This is a genomic window from Desulfurella amilsii (assembly GCF_002119425.1).
GTDB lineage: Bacteria > Campylobacterota_A > Desulfurellia > Desulfurellales > Desulfurellaceae > Desulfurella > Desulfurella amilsii.
In genome coordinates this window covers 18,124-39,791 of the sequence record NZ_MDSU01000018.1, presented here as the reverse complement: position 1 = coordinate 39,791, position 21,668 = coordinate 18,124, and the positions used below count along the sequence as shown (strand labels likewise).

16 protein-coding genes are annotated in these 21,668 nt (G+C 35.2%); 7 read left to right on the top strand and 9 right to left on the bottom strand.

The genetic code is table 11. The features are described 5' to 3' along the window. Genes iolB through DESAMIL20_RS03625 form a run of 3 tightly spaced genes read left to right on the top strand, consistent with a single transcriptional unit; the run spans nt 1 to nt 3,729 of the window. A complete protein-coding gene (iolB, locus tag DESAMIL20_RS03635) occupies nt 1-744 on the top strand; it encodes a 5-deoxy-glucuronate isomerase (RefSeq protein WP_086033460.1) in 744 nt (247 codons plus the stop codon). Further along, complete coding sequence (locus DESAMIL20_RS03630) at nt 729-1,844, top strand: mannitol dehydrogenase family protein (RefSeq protein WP_158090506.1); 1,116 nt, start codon at nt 729-731, stop codon at nt 1,842-1,844. The genes iolB and DESAMIL20_RS03630 overlap by 16 nt, the downstream gene beginning before the upstream one ends. Then, nucleotides 1,831-3,729 (top strand): polysaccharide deacetylase family protein, encoded by a 1,899-nt coding sequence (locus DESAMIL20_RS03625; RefSeq protein ID WP_086033458.1) that lies wholly within the window; start codon nt 1,831-1,833, stop codon nt 3,727-3,729. The genes DESAMIL20_RS03630 and DESAMIL20_RS03625 overlap by 14 nt, the downstream gene beginning before the upstream one ends. Nucleotides 3,730-3,753: 24 nt before the next feature. On the opposite strand, the gene pyk is transcribed toward DESAMIL20_RS03625, so the two are convergent. The 9 genes from pyk to DESAMIL20_RS03580 all read right to left on the bottom strand — a co-directional run bounded on the left by pyk (nt 3,754) and on the right by DESAMIL20_RS03580 (nt 17,056). After that, complete coding sequence (gene pyk, locus DESAMIL20_RS03620) at nt 3,754-5,172, bottom strand: pyruvate kinase (protein WP_086033457.1); 1,419 nt, start codon at nt 5,170-5,172, stop codon at nt 3,754-3,756. A 3-nt stretch (nt 5,173-5,175) separates the two neighbouring features. Beyond that, nucleotides 5,176-6,081 (bottom strand): beta/alpha barrel domain-containing protein, encoded by a 906-nt coding sequence (locus tag DESAMIL20_RS03615; RefSeq protein ID WP_086033456.1) that lies wholly within the window; start codon nt 6,079-6,081, stop codon nt 5,176-5,178. Between the two features lie 9 nt (nt 6,082-6,090). After that, nucleotides 6,091-7,599 carry a 2,3-bisphosphoglycerate-independent phosphoglycerate mutase gene (gene gpmI / locus DESAMIL20_RS03610; RefSeq protein ID WP_204218557.1) on the bottom strand — a complete coding sequence of 503 codons (1,509 nt, stop codon included), beginning with the start codon at nt 7,597-7,599 and terminating at the stop codon, nt 6,091-6,093. Nucleotides 7,600-7,660: 61 nt separating this feature from the next. Next, nucleotides 7,661-8,617: an MBL fold metallo-hydrolase gene (locus tag DESAMIL20_RS03605; protein WP_086033455.1), complete on the bottom strand. Its 957-nt coding sequence runs from the start codon at nt 8,615-8,617 to the stop codon at nt 7,661-7,663. Beyond that, on the bottom strand, nt 8,618-9,847 hold the full coding sequence (locus DESAMIL20_RS03600; protein ID WP_086033454.1) for an acyl-CoA dehydrogenase family protein: 1,230 nt from the start codon (nt 9,845-9,847) through the stop codon (nt 8,618-8,620). 36 nt (nt 9,848-9,883) lie between these two features. Beyond that, the gene (locus DESAMIL20_RS03595; protein WP_086033453.1) at nt 9,884-11,644 is read right to left on the bottom strand and encodes an acyl-CoA dehydrogenase family protein; all 1,761 of its coding nucleotides are present in this window, start codon (nt 11,642-11,644) and stop codon (nt 9,884-9,886) included. Between the two features lie 18 nt (nt 11,645-11,662). Beyond that, nucleotides 11,663-12,832: a thiolase family protein gene (locus DESAMIL20_RS03590; protein WP_086033452.1), complete on the bottom strand. Its 1,170-nt coding sequence runs from the start codon at nt 12,830-12,832 to the stop codon at nt 11,663-11,665. 10 nt (nt 12,833-12,842) lie between these two features. Beyond that, nucleotides 12,843-15,179, bottom strand: a complete 2,337-nt coding sequence (locus DESAMIL20_RS03585) for a 3-hydroxyacyl-CoA dehydrogenase/enoyl-CoA hydratase family protein (RefSeq protein WP_086033451.1) — start codon at nt 15,177-15,179, stop codon at nt 12,843-12,845. A gap of 41 nt (nt 15,180-15,220) precedes the next feature. Continuing rightward, a complete protein-coding gene (locus DESAMIL20_RS03580; RefSeq protein WP_086033450.1) occupies nt 15,221-17,056 on the bottom strand; it encodes an AMP-dependent synthetase/ligase in 1,836 nt (611 codons plus the stop codon). A 165-nt stretch (nt 17,057-17,221) separates the two neighbouring features. On the opposite strand from DESAMIL20_RS03580, the gene DESAMIL20_RS03575 reads away from it, so the two are divergent. The 4 genes from DESAMIL20_RS03575 to DESAMIL20_RS03560 are packed head-to-tail and all read left to right on the top strand — an operon-like array spanning nt 17,222 to nt 21,602. Beyond that, complete coding sequence (locus DESAMIL20_RS03575) at nt 17,222-18,616, top strand: OmpP1/FadL family transporter (RefSeq protein ID WP_086033449.1); 1,395 nt, start codon at nt 17,222-17,224, stop codon at nt 18,614-18,616. Between the two features lie 12 nt (nt 18,617-18,628). Continuing rightward, the gene (locus DESAMIL20_RS03570; protein WP_086033448.1) at nt 18,629-20,671 is read left to right on the top strand and encodes an autotransporter domain-containing protein; all 2,043 of its coding nucleotides are present in this window, start codon (nt 18,629-18,631) and stop codon (nt 20,669-20,671) included. A 56-nt stretch (nt 20,672-20,727) separates the two neighbouring features. Beyond that, nucleotides 20,728-21,210, top strand: a complete 483-nt coding sequence (locus DESAMIL20_RS03565) for a V4R domain-containing protein (protein WP_086033447.1) — start codon at nt 20,728-20,730, stop codon at nt 21,208-21,210. A gap of 26 nt (nt 21,211-21,236) precedes the next feature. Further along, complete coding sequence (locus DESAMIL20_RS03560) at nt 21,237-21,602, top strand: hypothetical protein (RefSeq protein WP_086033446.1); 366 nt, start codon at nt 21,237-21,239, stop codon at nt 21,600-21,602. Nucleotides 21,603-21,668 lie beyond the last annotated feature (66 nt).

Here is a 21,668-nt window from a genome sequence, read left to right as displayed (position 1 = left end):
ATGCAGCTTAAAATAAAGCACTCTTACGATGCAAGCGGTGCTGTTAAAAATATTTATTTATCGCATTTAAAGATTTCTGGCCAATTTGAGGTTTTTGATGAGCGCTGCGAAACAGCTGTAATTTTGCTATCTGGCGCAGTAGAGGTATTTTGGGGGGAAAAGTACTTACTACAAAGAAAAAATGTATTTGAAGAAAAAGCGAGTGCTATTTATGTTCCGCGCAATACCAAAATATCGCTATTTGCAAATAAAGAAAGCGAAATTGCTGTATGTAAAACTATGGTTTCTAATGATTCAAAATTATCCATAATTTTACCTTCTAATATCAAGGAGCAATTAAGAGGAAACGAAGGTTTTAAAAGAAAAGTTTATGATATTTTGGATGAAAATAGCCCATCTTTAAAGCTTGTTGTCGGTGAAACTATAAATTTTAAGGGTGAGTGGTCAAGTTTTCCACCGCACAAGCACGATGAAAATACCGCTAAAGAAGTAAAAATGGAAGAAATATACCTATTTAAGCTAAACCCAGACGATGGTTTTGGTTTGCAGAGAATTTACACGGAAGATAAAGTACTTGATGAAGCACTTGTTGTTGAGTCAAATGATATCGTACTTATACCAAAAGGTTATCACCCAGTGTGCGTCATACCTGGGTATGAGCTTTATTATTTATGGGTTTTAGTTGGCGATTCAAAAAAGTTGATGCCCAATACACAAGAAAAATACAAATGGCTAATAAAGTAACTTTTTTGCAATTTGGTACTGGCAAGTTTATAAAGGGCTATTTTGATTGGATACTCTCAAAAGTTGATGCAGAAGTGGAGGTTTTTGCAGCTTATTTTACGCCAAAGCAACAATATATTGACTTAAAGAATAATAATTGCAAATATAATGTCATTTTAAAAGATATAGACTCCACACAAACCGATACAATAGAGGTAATAAAAGATATTTTTTTTGTAAAAGATACAAAAACTGTGCTTAAATTAGCTCACAATGCAAACTTTATTGTTTCAAATACAACAGAAAAAGGCATACTATCAAAAGACAATGAAGGCGAAAGCTACCCTTTTATATTAACATCGTTTTTGTTTGAAAAGTTCAAGCTACAAAATAACCAAACTACGGTTATTATTCCTTTAGAGCTTGTTTTAAATAATGGAGATTTTCTGAAGAAAAGTGTTTTAAAGCTAGTAAAGGAGTATTTTGATAACAACTTTAAAGCTTGGATTTTAAAAACATGCGAGTTTGTAAATACTTTAGTTGATTGCATTGTAATTAAAGAAAGCAACTTAAATATTGAAAGGGAAAAATATTACGCATTTTACTCAAGCAAAAATAGTTTGCTGGAAAATCTATTTAGTAAGAAAAATTTAAATATTTATTTTACGCAAGACATCGACAAAATAGCTCAAATAAAGATAAGAGTGCTAAATGGCATTCATACTTTTTTAGCTGTAACAACCTTTTTAGAAAGCAAAAGCACTGTTTATGAATGTTTTATGGATAAAAACTATGCTAGTTTAATTGATGAGATGTTCTACAGCGAAATATTGCCCACCATAGATTATGACAAATGTTTTGTAGAAGATTTTTACATTAAAACGCTTAATAGGTTTAAAAATCACCACATTGAGCATTATTTAAAAGATATTGCTGTAAATACTTATGAAAAATTTTATGAGCGCATTGCAAAAACTATTATAGACTACGAAAGACTATACAACAAAAAACCACAGATACTTATGAGAGCATTTTATAACCTTAAAAAAATGTACCCAAATAATGATAATTTGAACAGTTTTGAGAGGTACATTGAGAGTTTTGCCGATGAAAAAAGCTAAATTTTACCTTATTTTTCACTACAATTTAGCGTTTTCGTCGATAGAAGAAGAGCAGCTAACCCAGGTGATAAACAAAAGCTACTTTCCTTTGCTTGAGACAATAAAATCAACAAATACAAAAACTGGAATTGAACTTAGCGGCTACACGCTTGAAAAGCTCATTGAGTACTCACCCTTGTTTGTAGATGAGCTTAAAGTTTTAATAAAAAGCGGTTTAGTTGAACTTATTGGCAGTGGCTATCAGCAAATTATAGGGCCCATTGTGCCATATTTAGTAAATGTAAAGAATCAACAATTAGGATTAAAAGTTTATAAGCGCGTTTTAGGCATAAAACCTTCTGTTGCTTTTTTAAACGAACAGGTTTTTTCAAAATCAATGGTTGATGTTTACAAGAAATTTTACGATTGTATATGTATGGAGTGGAATAACCCCTACTCTATTAATGCCTCATCTTGGGATGAATCGTTTGGATTTGCACCTGCTATTGCAAAAGGCGTAAAGTCGCAGATGCCAGTTATCTGGACTAGCTCGATTCTTTTTCAACAATTTCAGCGCACAGCTACCGCACTAAACACGCTGGAAAACTATTTATCTATGATTGAGCGTTTTATAAACAAAGGTTATAAGTATTTGCCCATATATTCCTCTGATGTAGAGATTTTCAACTTTAGGCCTGGTCGTTTTCACACAGAAAACACTATAGTCTCAAATGAGTGGGAAAATATTAAAAAAATTATATTGGCGCTAAAAAACTACGGTGAGTTTTTGTTACCTAGCGAAATCTTGCAATTTGTAAATAAAAATGTAGTGCTTGATTTGACTCACCCAAGCCAACCTATAATTGTAAAAAAGCAACCAAAATATTCGCTAAGCAGGTGGAGTGTTGCAGGTCTTGGTGGGCATTACATTAATACCTTGAGTCACAATTGCTATGAAAATATAAAGGCTAAAGCGGATAATAATTTATGGAAAAATTTGTTAAAATTTTGGGGAAGCGATTACAGAACACATACTACTTTAAATAAGTGGCAGGATGCTGTAGGCTATTTAAAAAAATATAACTGTGAATACAAAATAGGTGATTTTTTAGATGCTAAACCAATTGATTTTGATAAGCAAGTTGGAAAAATTACAATTAAAAGCAAACAGTACAGTGCTACATTTTTAATTACAAAAGGTCTTGCGCTTGAAAGTGTGTACAAAAACAAAAAAAAGCTTTTATTTGGAAGCGTTAATCACGGCGAGCTAGACTATATATCACACGGTGCTGATTACTACACAGGCACAACAACAATAGAATCATGTCAATTTGGCAGGCTTACAAACTTAAGCGAAGCGCGCAGCGTAGAAGTTAAAAAGATAGGTGAGAATAAATTTTTTATAAAAGGTACAAACTACCTGTCTGATTGGACAATTGAAGAAAAACTTTGGGTTGTTGATTTTGATTCAAAAAAGATAGTGGTTTATGATACTTTAGAGCTTTCAAAGCCAACAAAAGCTTCAATAAGAATGAGTGCATTTACATTACTACCTGTGAATAAAAACAGTAAATTTTGGTATGCCTGCAAAAATGGGGGCTACTATAAAGAAAAATTTTTTATTGGAAAAAACACATCCATCCTGCACCACCTGCCAATATCAATACTTCAAAGTTCAAACGGCGGGCTTGGAGTTACAAACGGCCATTTATCTTTTGGTATTGGAAAATCAACTATAGCTAAGCTGTTTATCGACAGGGCTTATGGAAGCCCGTTAGTGCTGCTTCAAAATAGCCCTGATCACGATAAATACTTAACACGCGTATTTTTTAGCGTTCAAGAGTTTGATGATACGCTAAAGCCTACAACAACAAAGTTTAAAATAAGCTACAGCATATTTTTTTAATGATTTTGGCCATCCTTTCTAAATTTATATAGGTAGCCCTACCCCCAGCCTTACAATCTCCAATGAGTTATTTGCATCTGGGTTTTTCCTAGAAGGTCCCCTTACTAGTACAAAAAAAGAGTCTTGTTTGCCAATAAGTGATTGGATATAGCTTTTCCAATCTTGCGGCAACTCTTCTTCATATATTGGGTATACACCATAGGAAAACTCTAAGTTTTGTGTTACATTTTTATTATGACTTACACCAAGTATCCATATGGGTAGCTTAAACCTGCTCATGCGGCGTACGGTTGCACCGCTAGTTGTAGGTGTTACAAGCAAGAGCGGATTTAGATTTTTTACAGTTGTAAATACATTTACAGCCATAGTATCTTCTAAAGATATAGTTTTAGAAGATAGCACTTTTGAGAGTGTTTCGTAGATAGGGTATATGTAGCGTTTGTGTTCTGTGTGTTGGGCAATTTTTGATAACATCAAAACAGCTATATCGGGATACTTGCCAATAGCAGACTCTTCTGATAGCATTACGCAGTCTGTACCGTCAAGTATTGCGTTTGCCACATCTGTTGCTTCTGCGCGTGTGGGTCTTATGTTTTCTACCATAGACTCAAGCATCTGGGTGGCAGTGATGACTGGTTTTCCTAACATATTGGCTTTTTGTATAAGCTGCTTTTGGAGGATTGCTATGGATTCAATAGGTGTTTCTACGCCTAAATCACCTCTTGCTACCATGATACCATTTGATTCTTCTAGTATTTCATTAATATTTTCAATAGCTTTAAAGCGCTCAATCTTAGCAATAATAAATGGATTGTAGCCAATTTGTTCGCAGTAGGCTTTAGCATCTAATATATCTTGCCTGTTTTGGGCAAATGATACGCTTATCGCATCAATGCCAATATCTTTTGCAAAACCAATGCATTGTTTTTCAAAATCACCTATGGCTTTTAGGGGTAAATCCGCTCCTGGCAAATTTATGCCCTTGTGTGATGAGAGTTTTCCGCCTATTAGACAAATGCAGTGCACTTTTTTTCCTTTAATGTCTTCTACCTTTAACTGTATAAAGCCATCATTTAGGTAGATTGTGTCCCCTACTTTAAGGTAGTTTGAGAAGTTTTCTAAACTCACAGGTATTTCACTGCCTTCTGCTTGAGCTGATAAAATTACCCTGTCATTTTCTTTCAGCTCTATGGGTTCAATATTGCCAACTCTGATTTTTGGTCCTGGTAAGTCACCCAAAATTACAAGACGCCTATTTAATGAAGCAGCTGTTTGTCTTAAGCGGTTTATTACAGTCTCATGCTCAGAAAAAGTCCCGTGTGCAAAATTAATGCGGGCAATATTCATACCATTTTGCATCATCTTTTCCATAACAGCACTGCTTGATGATGCAGGCCCAATAGTGCAAACAATTTTTGTCTTGTTTAGGGGGAGATTCAACATAGACTAACCCTCTTGATAAGTTTTGTAAGTTTCTTCAACGGTTTTATTTTCGACTAAAACTGCGTATATTGCATTTGCAAAGTTAATAGCTTCTTTGAGTGGTTTTTGATGTATATTTCTGCCTGTTGCTGCTCCTTGAACACCACTTATATGTACTTGATTGTAAAGTTCTTCTAAGAATGCTTTTGGTTCTTTTGATGAGCCACCTGCGCACATTACACGCGTTCTACCTGCTGCTAGCACAGCTTCTTTAAAAGCTTCAAATATATTAACGCCTTCTTTTTTTGGAAAATTTACTTTAACAAAATCAGCACCTAGGCACGCAGCTACACCGCAAGCGCCTGCTACTAAGTGAGGGTCATACTCATCTATTACGCTTTTTCCTCTAGGATAAGACCAAATGATCGCGATCAAGCCTAACTGGTGAGCTTCGAAGATAATTTGTGCCGCTTCCCTTAGCATTATGTACTCAAACTCACTTCCCGTGTAAATGGTATAGCCGACACCAACAATATTTAAACCAGATTGCTTTTTTAATCTATCAATTTGCTCAATATCAACCATAGCTGTGCTTAAAGGGTCTTTGAAGTCTTTTTTTACTAAATTTGTTTTAGAATTAATTTTTACAACGTATGGTATCTTTGGGTAATCTACACCATATCTAACAAGAAGGCCAACTTGAGAAGCAAAAGCACCAATTTTTGCATTTTGGGCAATTTTAAAAAGATGCTCGGGAGAGCTATCATCTATTGGGATATTTGGTCCAAAAAAATCACCATTCATATGCTCTATTTTTTGATCTCCAGCAAATAGCGCTAACCTGCCTGTTTCATGTGTCATAACATTAAAGTTTCTAATGTATGATTGTCTTTTCTCGTATGGCACATCAAGTGGAACCTTTACATCCATTTTTGCCTCCTAAACATAATAAGTAGGTTTTAGTAACAAACTTTTTCCCGTCATTTCCTGAGGTTTTTTCAGGTTTAATAAATCCAAAACCGTTGGGGCAATGTCGCATATGCCGCCTTGCGTTCTTAAGCTTGATTTATCGCCGATAATTAAGAATGGCACAGGGTATATTGTGTGTTGTGTATGAGGCTCTCCTGTTATTGGATCTACCATTTCATCGCAATTGCCATGGTCTGCTGTAAGCAATATCTTATAGCCTTCGTCTAAAGCAGTTTTTACTAAACGGTTAAACTGAACATCAAGCGTTTCAACTGCTACAATACAAGCTTTCTGCACGGCAGTATGACCTACCATGTCCCCATTTGCAAAGTTTACCACAATAAAATCATAATGTTTTTTAATAGCTTGAATTGTTTGATCTGCTACTTCTTGAGCGCTCATCTTTGGTGCTAAGTCGTATGTGGATACGTTCGGTGAGGGCACTATGATTCTATCTTCTTTATCAAAAGGCTCTTCTTTACCTCCATTGAAAAAATAAGTCACGTGGGCGTACTTTTCTTTTTCTGCACAGTGAAATTGTTTGAATCCCGCTTTGCTTATAACTTCTGCTAATACATTTTTGGGAAAATTTGGCTTAAACAATACATCAAAGTCAAACTTTTCATCGTACTCTACCATGCAATACACTTTAAAAACATTATCACGTTTAAAATATTTAAAATCTGGACTACCAAAAGCACTTACAATCTGACGCATTCTATCGGCTCGAAAATCAAAAAACAACACTGCTTCGTCTTTTTGAATAGGCAAAACATCCCCAATAAAAGTAGGCGTTATAAATTCGTCTGTTTCGCCTTTTGTGTAGGCTTGCTCTATAGCAATTTTAGCATTTTTTGCCGATATTCCTTCATTATTTACAATAGCTTTGTATGCTTTTTCTACTCTATCATAGTTTTGCGCTCTATCCATTGCATAATACCTACCGCTAACGGTTGCAATTGTGCCTTTTTGTAATTTTTTAAAGAGCTTTTCTAAAATATCTAAATAAAGAGGAGCGCTTGTTGGTGGGGTGTCTCTGCCGTCTGTTATCATGTGTAAAACTGGTTCAATATTGTTTTTTACTAATAATTTAATAAGAGCAATAATATGCTCAATGTGTGAGTGCACGCCCCCATCAGAAATCAAACCAATAAGATGAAGGCGTTTATTTATATTTTCTTTTATAATTTTTTGCCATTTAGGGTTTTCATTTATACTGCCATTTTCAAAAGCTTCTGAAATTCTAAGTAGATCCTGCTTTAATATTCTACCGGATCCAAGTGTAAGATGCCCTACTTCTGAGTTACCAAATTGGCCATCTGGAAGACCACACGCAATACCTGAAGCCTCGATGACTGTGTGTGGGTTATTGGCAAAATAGTAATCTAAATTAGGTGTTTTTGCTAAGGCAATAGCATTGTAAGCTCTATTTTGGTTCACACCAAAACCATCAAATATAACCAACAATACTTTATTCAAAACTACCCTCCAAATATTAAATACCAATTGTATTATATATGCAAAAAGTTTAATTTCAAGTTTAATTTAATTTTTTTGACAAAGCTTTATTTGAAAATAGCCTATCAAACATAACTGAAATGTGTCTATCCATAATGTTTATTTTCTCCAAGCTTTCTCTTAAAATGTAAGGCTTAGATAAAAAGTCTAAAAAAAAGAGTATTTCTGAGGCTTTGATGTAGGCAGTAAATGGATCATTCAAAGCATACGGAATCGCTTTTTTTATAATATTAAAAATTGATTCTTGTGAATAGTTTTGAATTAAGCTTGCCCTTTCAATAATTTTTGTAACATAAAAACTAACTATTTCTTCTATAGAGGTGTGTTGTCTATGGCCTGGTAAAATTGTGTATTTTTCCAAAAGAGATAATTTTAAGAGTGTATTGCAGTAAGCTTCATAATTGTTGAAGCGATCTTTTTTATCGTAATCAACATCCAAAAGTGGTGTTTGAAAAATATTATGCAATAAAATATCGCCCGTGATTGCATATCCATCAAACAAGTACACTATATCGCTTTTTGAGTGCCCTGGACACGATAAATAAGATAAATCAACATCAAATTTTGATTCTTCTAATATATTATAATTTATAGGTGCTGGTACGCTATTAACAAAATTTAAAAGTATAAGCTTGATTTGTTCGATATAGTGTTCGTTAAATCCGCACTCAATGAGAATTTTTTTTGAAATTTCTATACGGCCCTCTAAAATTTTAAATTTAAGGTGATCTATTTTTGACATAAATATTTTTGCCTGGCTGTTTCTTGAGAGAAAATTTTCAAGACCATAGTGGTCTGCGTGGGTATGTGTAATAAATACATATTTTAGTTTGTTTAAATTTATGTTTTTTTTAACGTAGTCAAGCGCTAAAAAAGTGTAAGGTCCTGTATCAAACATAATAATATCCCCTTTGACCTCGCAGGTATAGAAGTGTACAGGACCAACAGGATAAGGCGTATCAAGCGTATGTTTATCCATTTACTCAAATACCTTTTCTTCTATTTTGTCTGACGATTTGGCGTCATTTTCTATATCTCGTTTTATGTGTTTTTTATCAATCTCTTTGTATAATTCGTGCTGGACTATTAAATCCATTATCTCGTTTGTGCCAGTCCATATCATCATCAATCTGGCGTCTCTGAGGTATCTTTCAATAGGATAAACATTAGTATAGCCAATACCACCCATAATCTGCATCGCATTATTAACAATCTCCCATGCACTTTGTGTTGAAAACCTCTTGGCTTCACTAACAAGCCTACGCTGAATGCTTGCTTCTATAGATTCATCCACAGCTTTAGCCGCTGTGTGCGCAAGCGCCCTTGCTGCATCAAGCTGAGCACTGGATTGCGCAATTTTAAAACTCACTGCTTCAAAATTTTTTATGGGCTGAGCAAACGCTTTTCTATTTTTTGAGTATTTAAGCGCAATTTCTAAGCTTGCTTTTGCAATACCCAAAGCTCCAGCTGCTGTAGTTAAACGCTCTGGTATCATCATTTGGTAAAATATTTTGGATCCTTCGCCTTCTTTGCCAACCAAATTTTCTTCATTTACTATTGCATCTTTTAAAACAATCCTGCCTGTACCAGCACCTCTTGCGCCCATAAGCTCGTATAAATTTTCTACGTTTATAGATTCTTTGTCAACTAAAAATGCGCTCATATTTTTTTTATAATCATTGTCAAAATTTGTTTTGGCGTAAATCAAAAAATAATCGGCACCTTTTGCGCCCACAATAAACCTTTTTTGGCCATTTAAAACCCATTTGCTGCCGTCTTTTTTTGCTACTGTTGTTGCACCAAAAAAATCTGAGCCCCCTCTTGGTTCAGTTAGACCTTCTGCACAAATAAGATCCCCTTTTAATGTAGGTTTTAGATATTTTTCTTTTTGATAGTTGCTTCCAAATTTTGATATAGCCTCACCTACAATTGAAGGCAAAACGCTTGCACAAGAAACCGCTGAACCCAGCATGCCAATTTCTTCTATTAATACAACTTCTTCTTGCCAGCTTAAATTCCTTCCACCTAATTGTTTTTCAAACCTTATGCCAAGCAAGTTTAACTCACCAAGTCTTTTTACGGCTTGTTTTGGGTACTCAATTAAATCCGCATCCATGTCTATTAGTAGTTTTTTGTCTACACTTTTTACAAACTCACCGGCTTCTTCAAAAATCTTTTTTTGACTTTCGCTTAAAATAACATTGTACATAAAAACTCCAAGAAGGAGACTAAAAGTCCCCTTTAATTAAAATATGTACTTTTCTTGTTCAATTGCAATATTTGCTATCAACCTTTTCGCTTCCAATAAATCGTTAGCATCGTACCTTGTAAATCTTCTTATTCCGCTTAATACGCTTTGTAGCGCATCACCACCAATGTAAAAAGCAGCCTTTTTTGCAGCTTCTTCGATGTTGTTTGTACACTCAAAAGCTACAGTTTTTATTACTGCATCGTAAAGTGGCAATTTATTGGGGTTTACTATGTCTTGAGCTTTATCAGCCCTCAAAACAGCACTTTCTAGTGCAAAAATATTTATTGCTGTATCAGCTAGAGCAAACAATATTTCTTCTTCTTTTTTTATACTGTCTAAATATTTTTGAACTGCCATGCCACTTAGTGCTAAATACAATGTTTTTAGGTTTTTAATTAAGTTTTTTTCAGCAGCATATTTTTTTGATTCATCAATTTCATCAAACGAAGGTGTAATTAATGCTTCAAATGCGGCCATTGCGCCTTGCTGTAGTGGTAGCTCATTTTTCATTGCTTTTTTAAGCATTATGCCTGGCACTAGGAGTCTGTTTATTTCGTTTGTGCCTTCAAAAATTCTATTAATCCTTGCATCTCTATAAAACCTTTCTGCAGGATAATCTTTAATAAAGCCATAACCACCAAATATTTGGACGGTCTCATCAACGACAAAATCAAGCGCTTCACTTCCAAATACTTTTGATATCGAGCATTCTATGCTGTACTCTTCAAGCGCCTTTTGTTTTTTTAAATAGTATTGTGGATCATTATGGTCAATTTTTGCAATTTCTTTATCATAAAGATCTGCAAGTCTGTAATTTAGTGATTCTCCTGCAAAAATGTTTGTTATCATATCTGCAGTTTTTTCTTTTATAGCACCAAATTTAGTGATTGGAAGTTTAAATTGTTTTCTTTGGTTTCCGTACTTGATTGCTTCTTGAAGTGCCATTTTAGCGCCACCGATTGCAGCAGCAGAAAGCAAAAACCTTCCCTCATCAAGCACACTAAATGCAATTTTGTAACCTTTTCCAACCTCTCCTAGCAGGTTTTCCGCAGGCACTTTTACATTGTCAAACATAACAGGTGTGGTAGATGAACCTCTTATGCCCATTTTATCTTCTTCTCTACCAATGCTTACGCCTTCAAATGTGCGTTCAATTAAAAAAGCAGCATAATCAGTTTTGTTGATTTTTGCAAAAACGGTAAATAAATTTGCAATACCACCGTTTGTTATGTAAGTTTTTGAGCCATTAAGGATGTAGTATTTACCATCTTCTGATAGAGTTGCGTTTGTGGTAATATTCATAGCATCAGTGCCAGCATCTGGTTCGGTTAGACAGTATGCCGCAATCCACTCACCTGTTGCAATCTTTCTTAAGTATTTATCCTTTTGTTCTTTTGTACCAAAGTAAATCAAAGGCAAACTACCTATACCAGCATGTGCTGCAAAGGCTACTGCAAACGAGCCTGCAGCACCCATTTTGTCTGCGATTGCCACGGTGGTTTTTGTATCTAAATCAACGCCATCGTACTCCTCTGGTGCGTAGATGCCCAAAAAACCTAGCTCAGATGCTTCTTTTAGATGTTTTTTTAACAAATCCAGGTTATGTTTATCTATTTCATCGATATCTGGCAAAATTTCATTTACAACAAAAGATTCAGCTGTTTCTGCCATTTGCTTTTGTTCTTCAGTTATTTCCTCTGGTATTGTTACATCGTTTTTATCAGTTTCTTTTACAATAAACTCTCCGCCTTTCATTTTTTATCCTCCTAAAATTTATATTTTTTCAAAAATACCAGCTGCACCCATTCCGCCGCCAATGCACATAGACACAAGACCATATTTTATATTATTTCTACGATTCATTTCATGCAAAATCGTGGTGGTTAATTTTGCACCAGTACAGCCAAGTGGGTGACCTAGCGCTATTGCACCACCATTAACATTGACAATTGACTCATCAAGCCCAAGTTTTCTTATGCAGTAAATTGATTGCGAAGCAAAAGCTTCATTTAACTCGATTAGACCTATATCGTTTAATGATAAACCCGTTAACCTTAAAACTTCTGGTATCGCTGCTGTTGGTCCAATACCCATAATTTCTGGCGGTACACCTTTTACACCGTATCCCACAAACCTGGCCATTGGCTCTTTATTTATTTTTTTAAGAAAATCTTCTGATACTACAAATACAGCTGCAGCACCATCTGTCATTTGTGAAGAGTTGCCTGCTGTTGCAGTGCCGTTTACTTTAAAAGCAGGTTTTAGTTTTTGTAAACCCTCAAGAGTAGTATCAGATCTCACACCATCATCAATATCCACGATTTCTTTTTCTTTTTTGAGTTTGCCGTCTACTATCGAAACTTTTTCAATCTCTACTGGAATTATTTCTTTTTTAAATTTTTCTATGGCAGCAGCAGCTTTCATGTTGCTATTGTAGCCAAAAATATCCTGATCTCCCCTTGAGATATTAAACTTTTCTGCAACAAGTTCTGCTGTTATACCCATCGCAGCATAAACTTGAGGCCAACTTTCCACTAAAGATGGGTTTGCACTGTATTTATTTCCACCCATTGGTACCATTGTCATACTTTCAACACCGCCTGCTATTATGCAATCTGCAAAGCCAGCCATAATACGTTCTGCTGCTGTAGCTATTGCCTGCAACCCAGATGAGCAAAATCTATTAACGGTTTGAGCTGGAATCTCGTAAGAAAGGCCCGCTTTATGTGCAGCAATACGTGCTACATTCATACCCTGCTCTGCTTCTGGGAATGCGCAACCCAATATTACATCTTGGATATAGCCTTCTTCAATGCCAGTTCTGTCAATAAGTCCTCTGATGGCAGCTGCAGCTAAATCATCTGGCCTTGTGTCTTTGAATTTGCCTTTTTTTGCCTTGCAACCTGCTGTTCTATAAGCTGTTAAAATATATGCACTTTTCATATTTTCCTCCTTAATTCCTTAATGGTTTGCCGGTTTTTAACATATGCTGTATGCGCTCAAGCGTTTTTTTGTTGCCACAGGCTTTCAAAAATGCTTCACGTTCTAAATCTAGCAGATACTCTTCGGATATTAATGTACCTGCTGGCACATCACCGCCTGTCATTACATTGGCAATAAGTCCGCCTAGATATTCTTCGTATTCGGTTATATAACCACCCATTTTCATATTCCATAACTGTGCTTTTACGCTTGCAGCAACGCTTCTTCCTGGTGCGCTTAAGTTTTCTTTTGGTTTTTGCGGTCTGTAATTTGCAGATAGTGCAATGACCTTTTGTTTTGCATCAAAAATCAAATTATCGATATTCATTGTTATGGAATCTCCGCGCCTTAAATAGCCTAATTGGAATAGTTCATCGGCACTCATGGAAACTTTTGCCATGGCAATATTTTGGAATGCTTTAAACGTGAAAGCAGACGCATCTGTGCTGTATAGAGCAGCTTCTTCTATTGCCCTAAGTGCCATTTCTTTAGTACCACCACCACCTGGTATCAGACCAACACCTACTTCTACAAGCCCCATGTATGTTTCTGCGTGGGCTACTATTGCATCTGAGTGTAAACTGATTTCGCATCCACCACCTAATGTTAGATTAAATGGTGCGGCAACAACTGGCGCTTTTGCATATTTTATACTCATTGAGGCTTTCTGAAATGTTTTTACAGCCTGTGATACTTGTGCAAAATCACCTTCTGCAATGAGACTTGCAATGAGCATTAAATTTGCTCCAGCTGAAAATAGTTTTCCCTGATTTGCAATGACAAGACCAATACCATCGCTTTGAGCCCTTGCAAGTGATTTATTTATCATTGTTACAATTTCAGCGCCAATTGCGTTCATCTTTGTATGAAATTCAAGACAAAATACGCCATCGCCTAAATCTATTAAACTTGCTCCAGAATTTTTATCTACAACTTTGTTTGCCGATTTTAGCAATTCTAAGCTAATTTGTGTTTTTGGTAGATCTAATTCTTTGTATGTTTTGCCAACGCAATCATAGTAATATTTTTTACCATTTTCGATTTTGTATATGCGATCTATACCTTTTAACCATTCTGGGAATTTTATTGACTCTTTCTCGCATCTGTCTACAAAGTACTTAACGCCGATAGCATCAAGCATCTCAAATGGTCCAAGCTCCCAGTTAAATCCCCACTTCATTCCATTGTCAATATTAACTACATCATCTGCAATCTCTGGTATGCGTTTTGCTGCATATATGATAGTATCACGTATATTTTTCCATGCATATTGTGCCGCTTTATCGTTAGCTGTAATTAATGCTTTTAGTGCCTTAACTTTATCGTCAATTTGCTTTCCCATTTCAATTGATGCAAATTTTGGTTTTTGAGAAAGTACATACTCTTTTTTGTTGTGGTCAAAATAGTAATTTACATTTTTACCATCTACTTTTTCTCTTTTATAGAAACCTTGTTTTGTTTTGTTTCCAAGCAATTTTTTTTCTACCATGTAGTTTAAAAATTCTGGTACTTTGAAAATTTCTCGCTCGTCATCGTCTTTAAGCAAATCATAAGTATTGTTTGCAACATGCACCATAGTGTCTGTGCCAACTAAATCAGAGGTTCTAAATGCTGCACTTTTTGCCCTAGCTGTAGCTGGTCCTGCTATAGCATCAACTTCTTCAACAGTCAAGCCCATCTCAAGCATGTGCTTTATACCATTAAATATAGAATATACACCAATTCTATTTGCAACAAAATTTGGCGTATCTTTAGCATATACTATGCCTTTGCCAAGCCTATGTGAGATAAATTCTGCCATTTCTTTAACTATTTGAGGATCAGAATACTTTGATGGTACAATTTCTAACAGCCTCATATATCTAGGTGGGTTAAAAAAGTGTGTAATTAAAAAATTTTTTCTTAAATTTTCTGGCAAAACTTCAGACATTTCATTTATTGATAGGCCACTTGTGTTACTTGAAAAAACACTATTTGGGTTTAAGTGCGGTATAAGTTGGTTTAGCAGCGCCTTTTTAATATCCATTCTTTCAACGACGACTTCAATTACCCAATCATAATCTTTAACTTTTGCTAAATCATCCCTAAAATTACCCACTTTTATAAATGATGAGTATTCTGGCAAATAAAAAGCAGCTGGTTTTGCTTTTAAGGTAGCACTTAGACCTACATTTGCGATTTTGTTTGGATCATCATCGCTTGGCAGATCAAGTAATAGTGTTTCTATGCCAGCATTTGCCAGATGAGCAGCAATCGTAGAACCCATAACACCTGCGCCTAAGACGGCGACTTTATTAATTTCTCTCATTCCAAAACCTCCTTTTGTAATACATCTAAAAAAACCTCCTTTTAACAACTAAAACAACTGCCATCTTCTGTGTATAAACATTCTATTTTGTCCATATATTTTTTATAAATAATCCTTCTCTTTAGTTTTAGTGTTGGAGTTAGCTCACCGCTTTCTATACTAAAATCGCTAGCTAAAATGGAAAACTTTTTTATGGTTTCGTAGCGTGGTAGTGTTTTATTTACCACTTCAACTTCAGATTTAAATAGATCCAGAATCTTTTGATTTTTTGCAAGGTCTGCTATATCAAAGTAATGCAAGTGATTTTCTTTAGCAAACTCCAATACTCGCTCAATATTCATTGTAAACAGTGCAACTAAATACGGCTTTCTATCACCATAAACATACGCATTTGATATATACTTTGAGAGTTTGAGCGCATTTTCAATAGGAGCTGGCGCAATATTTTTGCCACCTGCTGTAACAATGAGTTCTTTTTTCCTGTCTGTTATGTGTATAAAACCCTCTTCATCGACTTTACCTATATCACCAGTTTTAAAAAAACCTTCTTCGTCAAAGGCTTCTTTATTTAAGTCTGGTGCATTGTAATAGCCTTTTGTGATTTGTGGGCCTTTAAATAGCAACTCACCATCTGGTGCTACTTTTACTTGTGTTTCGTTTATTAACGTTCCAACAGAGCCAAATTTTATTTGGTCAAAGGTGTTTACGCACACTACGGGTGAAGTTTCAGTTAAACCAAAACCCTCTAATACTTTTATACCAAGTCCCCAAAAAAATTTATTTACTTCTATTTCCAAAGGTGCACCTCCAGAAACGAATGTTTTAAAATTTACTAAACCTAATTTTTCGCGCACTTTTGAAAAAATTAATTTGTCATATAACTTATATTTAAATTCTAATGTTGAGCTGAGATTTTTATTTACATATTTTGCATCTACATATTGTTTTGCTACAGTTAACGCTGAATGGAATAGATTTTTTTTAAAATTACTCGCATGATGAACGCTATCTAAAATTTTAGAGTAAATTTTTTCTAAAAGCCTTGGGACAGTAACTATAATAGTTGGTTTAAACTCCAAAATATTATCTGCAATTTTTTCAATGCTTTCTGCAAAAGCAATTTGAGCACCATAAGCAAGTGGCAAATAATAGCTATCAGCCTTTCCTAAAATATGGCTAAAAGGCAAAAAAGTCAGAAAGATATCGTTTGAATCGATTAAATCTTTGGCCTTTTTATTAATATAATAGATATTTGATATGAGGTTTTTGTGTGTAAGCTCCACGCCTTTTGGTTCAGCAGTGGTGCCAGATGTATAAATTATTGTGAAAGTGTCGCTAATGTCTATACTGTTGATAAATGACTCAATTTCATTTTGTTCATTTTGAGTGAGTGGCTCCGATATTTCTGATACCTGATAAAATGTTATTAGCGGAAGTTTTTTGTCACCTAAAAACCTATCGTGGGCTATAACAAATTCTACGGTAGGTATTTGGTCTCTTACTTCAAGCAGTTTTAGGTACTGAGTCTTGTCAGAAACAAAAACAACTTTTGATTCTGAGTGATTTATAATGTATGCTACCTGCTCTGGAGTGTTTGTATGGTAAATTGGCACTACTACAGCGCCTAAATTCATTACACCAAAATCTGCCAAAGACCACATAGGCCTAGTTTCAGATAAAATTGCAACTTTGTCTTTTGTATTTACGCCTAATTTTCTCAACCCCCTTGATACCATCAAAGTAAACCTGTAAAAATCTTCATAAGTGAATTTTGTTACACCATTACCTTTTTTGTACGCTATTGCAATTTTGTCTTTAAAGACAAGCGCATTTTGCCTCACCATATCTGGCAGCGACTTAAAAGGCCAACTCTCCATAAATTCCCTCCCCGTTTCAATGTTAATAAAATATACCAATCTTTTACGTAAATGTCAATATTATTTTTTAAGATATAGTTTAATTTAGAATAATTAAGTTACTATTGACTTTTATTAAATTTTTTTGTATAAGTTTAATTAAAATTTTATCTAATAGGGGGTTTTATGAAAAGGTTATCTAAAGTTGCAATCCTTGCAGCAGTTGGGTTATTGCTGTCATCAAGAGCATTTGCTGGCAATGTTGACACATACGGAATAGGAGCAAAAGCTACTTCTTTGGGTGGTGCTTATGCAGCGTGGGCAGATGACCCGTTTGCCTTATACTACAACCCAGCAGGACTTGCCCAAATAAACAAGCCAGAAGTTACATTAGGCTTTGAAAACGTAAAACCATTTTTAACTGTAAACAGTATGAGTGTAGAACCTCTTGGTGTTTACCCTACACCAAACCCTAACTCTCCAATTGGAGTAAGCCCCGGTGGTACATCTTTTGGGTCTTTTACAGACAATTCCGCAACAATGACTATCCCAAATTTTGGCATAGCCTTGCCTGTTAGTAAAAAACTCACATTAGGTTTTGGAGTTTATGTGCCCTATGGGTTGTCTATTAGTTTTACAAACAGTCCATTAAATCCACTTTCATATGATTCTTATAAATCGTGGTATTATAGAGAGGTATTTGCCTTTGGCGCTGGGTACAAAATTACAGATAATCTCTTTGTTGGCGCTACTATAAATATTGGTACAACACAAAGCGGTGTTCAAAGATATGCATTTGGCGTGCCGCTTGCAACTGCACAAGAAAGCGCCCAAACTGGTTTGCCTTTAACAAGCAATGCTGCAGTAAAAACAAACTTGGCTGATGACCATAATTTTTCTTGGAATTTAGGTGTAATGTATAAGCCTACAGATTGGCTCACGCTTGGCGCCACATACAGGAGCATGACTCACACACATCTAACAGGAACAGCGCAGGTGCAATACACAAACCCACTTACTGCAAGTATTTTAAACCAGCAGCTAAGCGCTTCAACCTATGTTGATGCACCAGATCAGTTTCAATTGGGTGTTAACATAAAACCTTCTGATAAGTTACGATTTGAAGTTGATTGGCTGTGGACAAGGTGGAGTGTGGTTGGCGGGTATACCGTAAACTTTAGTCAGCCATTATTTGGACTTAAATCAAGTGAGTATTTTCCAAGAAACTGGAGTGATACAAATACAATCAAATTTGGTATTGAGTATAAACCCATTGAAATGCTAGCTTTGCGTGGCGGTTTTTATTATGATCCTACACCAATTCCATCATCTACATTTGATGCTCAGTGGCCTGATGCTAATAAATATGTGTTTACAGGTGGTGTTGGTCTAAACTTTAAACACTGGAAAATTGACACAGATGTGTTTTATTCAACCACAGCAGGAAACCGAAACGTAACTAATTCTCAGAACTTAAATGCTGCATATGCTATACCTGGTATATTGCCTCAACAATCTACAGATATTAATGCTAAAGCGCACATTTGGGGATATGGTTTAAACGTTACGTATGTGTTTTAAAAGGTGACGAAAATGTTGAAAAATAAAAGCAAATTAATAGTGTTTTTGCTTATTTTTCTAATATTAGCTAATGTTAAGTACGCACAAGCTTTTGGAAATTGGTATGTTTTTGGGGATAGTTTAAGTGATAATGGTAATATACCAAAACTAACAGGTTATCCATTACCACCATTGCCATATGTAGGCAATAGATTTTCAAATGGTCCTGTTTGGGCAGAGGATTTCCCTATAGTATCAAACTTTAGTTTTATACCATCAAACGATTTTTCCGTTGGGGGAGCTTTTACTGGACCCTTGAGCGCTGAGGGTTTAAACGGACAACCTGGAACATTTAATAACCTTGAAAACACGGCTTGGAGTAGTTTTGCACCATTGTTTACTACTCCCCAGTTGCCAAGTTTTTTGACTGAAATTCAACAATTTGCAGCATCAGGTGGTAGATTTAAATCAAGCGATTTAGCTGGTGTCTGGATAGGTGCAAATAATTTTTTTGTAACAGCAAATCAAGCGGCAACTCTTCAACAATATATAGCCGGCCAATCAACATTATCAGACGTTATCAATTCTGGAATCTCTCCTACCATGCTAAGTCAAATAAATTCAGTTTACACGCAAACCGGTGATGTAAGTAAAGCTATGAGTATATTAATTGGTAATGCCGTGCAAACCGCAGTGCCTCAGGTGGCTCAAGGCATAACTGAAATGTCTATGCTTGGGGCAAAACAAGTAGTTGTTTTGACTCTTCCACCGATACAAGATACGCCTTCTGCAATACAAGGGGGAGCTCAGGCTCAAGCTTTAGCAGCTGGATACACTCAACTTTATAATACTTATTTACAACAAGCACTCTCTAGCGTTCACAATCAAACGGGTCTAAATATTATAACCCTCAATGGTGAAGTGTTGTTTAAGGAACTGGTCAGTAATCCAGGAGCCTACGGCATAGTAAATATAAACGAAGAAGGTATGCAAGCCTATCTAAATGGAGACCCTAACTACTCTTATTATTTATTTTGGGATGGCGTGCATCCAACTGCCTATACACACAGCATAATTGCCCAATATGTGTCAAGCGCAGTCAAAAATTTTTATTCTTTAACTGTCCCAGCAAGACTAATTGAAGCAAACGCGGACGCTTTTAGCTCGCTAATTAACAATAGAATTGAGACTTTTATTGGAGATAATTCATCTAATCAAGCTATTACAAATTTAAACGATCAAAATGGTGGACCTAACTTCTATATTACAGGAAATTATAATTCAGGTTGGAGAGATGATTCTGACTCCACAATAGGGTTTAACTACAATATAAGCACCTTTGCCTTAGGTGCAGATTATTGGATAAACCCAAATCTTTTGATTGGAGCATCAATTGGTTACGGAAACAACTATGCAAGTTTAAATGATTCTGCTGGCACATTAGAAGCAAATGTTTATCAGCTTGCTTTATACAGTTTGTATAAACTCAATAATTTCTTCTTAAATGCTCAACTTGACTACGGCCTAGCTGATTTTACAAAAATATCACACCCAGGCGTTATAAGCAGCATTAGTAATTCAAGCGTAAAAGGCAACTATTTAAACTTAAGCGCAAACGGTGGTTACATATTTAAGTTGAATAATTTCAGCTTTATACCAAGTATTGGAATTAGCGCAACAAACACTAGTATACACTCATATGATTTAACTGGGGATCCTGCACTAAATATGTCAGTAGATAGGCAAAACTTGTCTTTATTGCTTGGCACAGTGGGACTAAAAGTTAATTATGAAGCAAGTTTAGGGGCTATGACGATCATTCCAAGTGTTTCTGTAGAAATGAAATCCAAGTTAAACGGTGCAGGCGGAGAATTTGACAGCTATTTTCAAGACGAGCCTTCTATAGCTCTAACAAGTAAATATCCAGATTATTCTAGAAACTGGGGAGTTGTAAAAGTAGGAGTAGATGCGCTTATATCAAATAAGTTATCTGCAAATATTAACTATTCAAGCACATTTGACAAAAAAAATAGCACAGATCATAGTATTTGGGCTCAAGTAGGCTACAAATTTTAATCAATCGATTTATGTAGAAGAAGTTAAAACTTCTTCTACATTGTTTGGAGGGGGTTATGCAAAAAGAAGATATTAGGATAAAAACAGCTCAGTACGTTGAACAAGAGGGCTTTATTTTACCAAAAAATGTTTTTAGGGATTTTTTTTCACAGTTGATAAAATTGGCTGGTTTTGGTCTTGGCGGTATGTTTATTTTAAGCGGTAAAAAAGCGGGCAAAAAGGCAGCAAGCCATATAAAGGAACTTATTGGGGAAAATTTAAGCATTGATGATGCAAGAGAATGCATAATAGCTTATTTTGAAGAATCAAAGCAATGCATAGTTAAAGAATTTACTTTAAAAGAATCAGTGGCAAGCTTGAAATTAGAACACTCTGTTTTTGCAGAAGGAATAGAAAGTAAAAAACCTACATGTTTGCCACTTGGCGGAACCATTGCTGGCATGCTTGAGGAATTTTTAGGAGGAAGTTGGGAGCCAAAAAAGACTCAGTGTATAACCCAGGGTTTTAATGAGTGTGTTTTTGAAGTAAAGCACAAATAGCTTAACTTTATACTTGGGGAATTTGCTTGAAGTCAATATTTATTGCACTATCAATGTTTGTGGCATCATTTATAATATGGCCTGTTTGGTTGTTTTTGATTGGTATTGTGTCTTTTTACAAAATTATTCCATTTTACGAACTGAGTTTTTTGCCTGCCATATACGTTATTTTATTCTTTTTTTTAACAAGAAAGTTTAACATTAACGTTATTGATAGTACTAACAAATTTAAAAGTATTGCTTTGAAATTTCCAAGGCTTGTGTTTGTGCTAAATGTGGTGTTTTCGATAATAATTGCTTTGTTTAGTGCTTTGGCTGTTGCAAGAATAAAGGTTAATATTAGTGGTTTTAATGTAGGTGCTTTGCATTTTTTTAAATATAGTGGTGATTGATGATATTAAAACATTACATTAAACAATAAAGCAATTAACAACCAATGAGGTGCTATATATTTCAAA